Raw genomic sequence first — 3,787 nt, 5'->3', positions numbered from 1 at the left:
CCTGGAACCGCCTCGTCGAGCAGCCCTGGACTATCATGTCCATCGGACTGCGCGATTGGGCGTATCGGTTCTGATCAGTGGGATTTGGTATTAGAGCGCATCGGCGCTTCCTCCAGACACTCCAGGCAGCGGGATCGGTAGTCTCACGGATTGTCGGGAAGCTTTGCCAGGTCCTCCCCTGATTATCGATCATCGTCCCTGAAGAGGCATAACCGGTCGGCCGCGTTCCGCGCCTGCGTGGCTTGGCACAGCCTCTGCCACTGATATGCATAAATTCCTGTGCTTCTGACGGCATTGTCTTCGCGATGCTTCTCAACAACCCTGGTAAGGGCGGCCAGGATCAAACTCTGTAGGACCCATGGCTCGACCGCAGGTCATCATCCCCGACGATTGCATTGGGCATTTGCCGCCGCCCCCGTAAGGCCTGGGCGGATACCATCGCGGTGACGATGGCACGGCACTTCGACCATAGGGTTCAGGAAGACGGGTGGGCCACTCATCATGCCAGGTTCCGCCAACTGCCAAATTGGCCAGCAGGTACATGGGCTGGTGCATGTCTGGTGCGGCAGGCATGTCGAGAACCGGCTGCGCATCGGCATACCAGACAAGGCGCTCCGGGCCCCGACCCAGCCCGAAGCTGTGGAACCCTGAGCAAGGGCACTTACTGCAGCATCTTTGAGGCTAGGTGACCGCCCGGCGCAGGATGGTACGCGCCAGTTGTATGGCACTCATGCGGGTCACCGACCGGGCATACTGACCCGAAAAAAGCTTACGGGTGATGGCTTCCCGCTGCTCGGGTGAGGCGTTGAACTCAACGTGGAGATATCTGCCCTCCCTCAACATCACGACCCGTGCCGGCACATAGCCGACATCCTGCACCAAAACATAGATGCCCAGATTGTCTGTCAGCCCCGTGGTATCGGACACCTCCAGCCGGCAGCCCAGAATAGAGAGGTCCCGTATCTTGGCGTCGCGCCTGATGCCACCCGTGGCGGCGATCTGCGAGGGCTCGTCCGCATCGAACCGCTCCTCGCGGCGGAAGCGTGGGCGCTCGACGCAAATCAGGCAGGCGACCAGTAGCGTGCAGATGTTGTACACGCTCCAGAACAGATTCATGGCCTCGATATGCGCAGGCGTGCTGCCAATCGGTCCTTCCACGGCACTGAGCAGGATGCCGCCGAGGGTCAGCACAATCAGCCCGAGATACCAGCGGATGATGTTCCACTGCACCACCGTGCTGCCGCGGTTGGTCCCTTTGGCCGTGACCTTGAACTTCTGATTCTTTGAGCCGAACAAGCCGATGATGCTGGCTTTGATGGCCTCGACACAGACCAGCAGCGACATCGCCTCGGCGATGACCGGCACATTGAGACCGCGGCTTACCCATCCGAGGAAGATGACGCACCACAGCCAGTAGGGGCCGAGATGGCTCAGGATGCTGGCGAGATCGCTTTCGATCACCACAAGCCCGGTCCACCAATAGAGGATGGGGATCACGAGGCTGAGGATGCGGATCAGCGAGCCGACCGTCCAGAACAACACGGTGTCCATGGTATGCAGGCGCATCAGCAGGGGCACCGGCCCGATCGAGAATGGGCCCCATTTGGTGCGGACGATCTGCATGGTGCCAAGGCACCAGCGCCCCCTCTGCGTCAGGTATTCCTGCAAGCCCTCAGGCGCGAGACCGACGCTCAGCGGTTCGTTGAGGTAGTGGGTGACATAGCCCAGCCCACTGGCCTTGAGCGACAGCAGCAGGTCTTCCGTCACGCTCTCGGTCGGGAAGCCATCGATCTCCTTGAGGAAGCTGGCTCGCACCAAGGCGGAGGTGCCGCAACTGAAGGCCGAGCCATGCGCATCCTTCGAGGCCAGGATGACATCGAAGAAGAAGCGCTGCTCATCCGGCACGATGCGGCTGCCGCCGAGGTTCAACTGGATGGGGTCGGGGTTGAAGAAGTGCTGCGGGGTCTGCACCACCACCACCTTGGGGTCATGCATGAGCGCGCAGGCCCGCCACAGGAATTGCGGCGTCGGCACGAAGTCGGCATCCAGCACGGCGATGACGTCGGGTGGCTCGTCCAGGGCGAAGACGTGCTTGAGCCCGTTGTTCATGTTCCCCGCCTTGCCGTGGCTGTTCTCGTAGCGGGTGAGATAGTTGGCGCCCAGGCTCTCGGTGAGAGCCTTCATGGAGGGACGGCGTTTGTCGTCCAAGACCCAGACGCGATAGCGGGGATAGTCCTGGTTCAACGCACCCACGATGGTGCGGTAGAGGATTTCTTCCTTCTCGTTGTAGGTCGGGATGAACACGTCGATTAGTGGCGCCCCGCCGGGGAAGGAGGTCGGCGGATGGTCGGTAGCCTCCTGGCTGCGATTGACCGTCTTGCTCAACACATGGATGAGCAGCAGCCCCGCGATCGAACTCGTCATCTCGATAACGTAGAAGGCGTAGGCTATAACGTTGCCGATTGAGCCCTCCCAAGGCGGGAGTGAATCCGTGGTGCGCCACCACATGTAGCGCAGCAGCAGGACAGCGGTGACCCCGGCCCCAATCAACCGGGCATAACGGTTGTCGGGGTCAAGGCGCGGCAGCACCAAGGCCGCCAGCCCTCCGATCAGGAAGATGGGCACAAAGGCCCAGGCAAGATCGTCCATGACCTAGAAGGATACCCGCCCAGCCCGGCCGGTCGTGCAGGCTTCGGAAAGGGTGGAGTTGTTGATCTGCATGATGGCCCGGTAGGCGCCGCTTTGGCCGGGCTGGCTGGTGAGCGGGGTTTGCAGTTCGACGATGGTGCCCTGATAGGTCTGACCACCCCCCACCGGGGTGAAGCTGCCCTGCATCCCCATGCTGAGCGAACGGAAGATGCGATCACTCACCTCGGCGATGACCAGGGGACGGGTGCAGTCGATCAGGGTGGCGATTTCCTGGCCCTGGCGGACGAACTCGCCGGATTGGGCCTGGACGCGGATCAGTCGGCTGCGCACCATCACCTCCAGATCGGCGGAGACTCGCCGGGCAATCTGAAGGCGTTCCTGCATCAACTGCTCCCGCAGGGAATCAAGCCTGGCCTGCCGGTCAGAGAACAGGGCCGACAATTCGCGCTGCTGCTGCCGCAGGCGGTCATACTGCTGCTGTGAAGCCGAACGGTTGGTCCCCGTCTCTCCGGTGAAAATGCCCTGGCTGGCAGCATCAAGTTCGGTGCGGATGCCCTGCCGCTGCCGGATGGCAACATCAAGATCACCGCGCGCCACCTCCAAACCACGCCGGGCTTGTTCGACGGCTGCCACGGTGGCGACACCAGAGCGCAGCAATTGCTCGTTGCGGCCCTGAATGCCCTCAGCTTCGCGGAGGCGGGCCTGGGCATTGCGAATACGCGCTTCGCTTTCATCCAGACGAGAGCCGATTTGGTCTACCCTCGCCTTCTGGAAGGACGTGGCCTGTGACAAGGCCTCAACGGCCTCTTGCTCGGCATTGGTGATGCGGCGGCGGATCAGGTCCACTTCCTGTTCGGCGGCCGAGACCTGGGCCATGAGTTCGTTGATCCGGCTGTTGTCCAGGCGGGTATTGGTCAGCTTGCCGATCGGCGCCTTGGCATCTAGCAGCGTCCCCGGAGCGATGAGATCGAGGGCGAGTTGTCCGTCAATCGGCGCGCGCAGCACTACCGGGGTGGCGCTCAGCACGGCATTGGTGCTGCCAAGGGGCTCTGTTGCACAAATGGCCTGAGGGGGATTCATCTCGTGAATCCAGCGTGATAGCTGGACGGCATGAGCAGACCGACACCGCCGACTTACA

Annotated in this window: 2 protein-coding genes; both read right to left on the bottom strand. The window is 62.2% G+C overall.

Features of this window, described 5'->3' with window-relative positions; all coding sequences use genetic code 11:
• Positions 1–681: 681 nt before the first annotated feature.
• Positions 682–2,649 (bottom strand): glycosyltransferase family 2 protein, encoded by a 1,968-nt coding sequence (locus EP26_RS30030; protein ID WP_052389873.1) that lies wholly within the window; start codon positions 2,647–2,649, stop codon positions 682–684.
• Between the two features lie 3 nt (positions 2,650–2,652).
• Positions 2,653–3,729, bottom strand: a complete 1,077-nt coding sequence (locus tag EP26_RS30025) for an HlyD family efflux transporter periplasmic adaptor subunit (protein WP_043344977.1) — start codon at positions 3,727–3,729, stop codon at positions 2,653–2,655.
• Between the last annotated feature and the right edge of the window lie 58 nt (positions 3,730–3,787).

Origin of the sequence: Belnapia moabensis DSM 16746, from assembly GCF_000745835.1 — a bacterium.
GTDB lineage: Bacteria > Pseudomonadota > Alphaproteobacteria > Acetobacterales > Acetobacteraceae > Belnapia > Belnapia moabensis.
The sequence above is the reverse complement of the archived record's forward strand: the minus strand, read 5'-3'. Positions and strand labels throughout refer to the sequence as shown.

Excerpts from the sequence above, each read along its gene's own strand:
- EP26_RS30030 (WP_052389873.1), bottom strand. The coding sequence starts at position 2,649 with ATGGACGATCTTGCCTGGGCCTTTGTGCCCATCTTCCTGATCGGAGGG.
- EP26_RS30025 (WP_043344977.1), bottom strand. The coding sequence starts at position 3,729 with ATGAATCCCCCTCAGGCCATTTGTGCAACAGAGCCCCTTGGCAGCACC.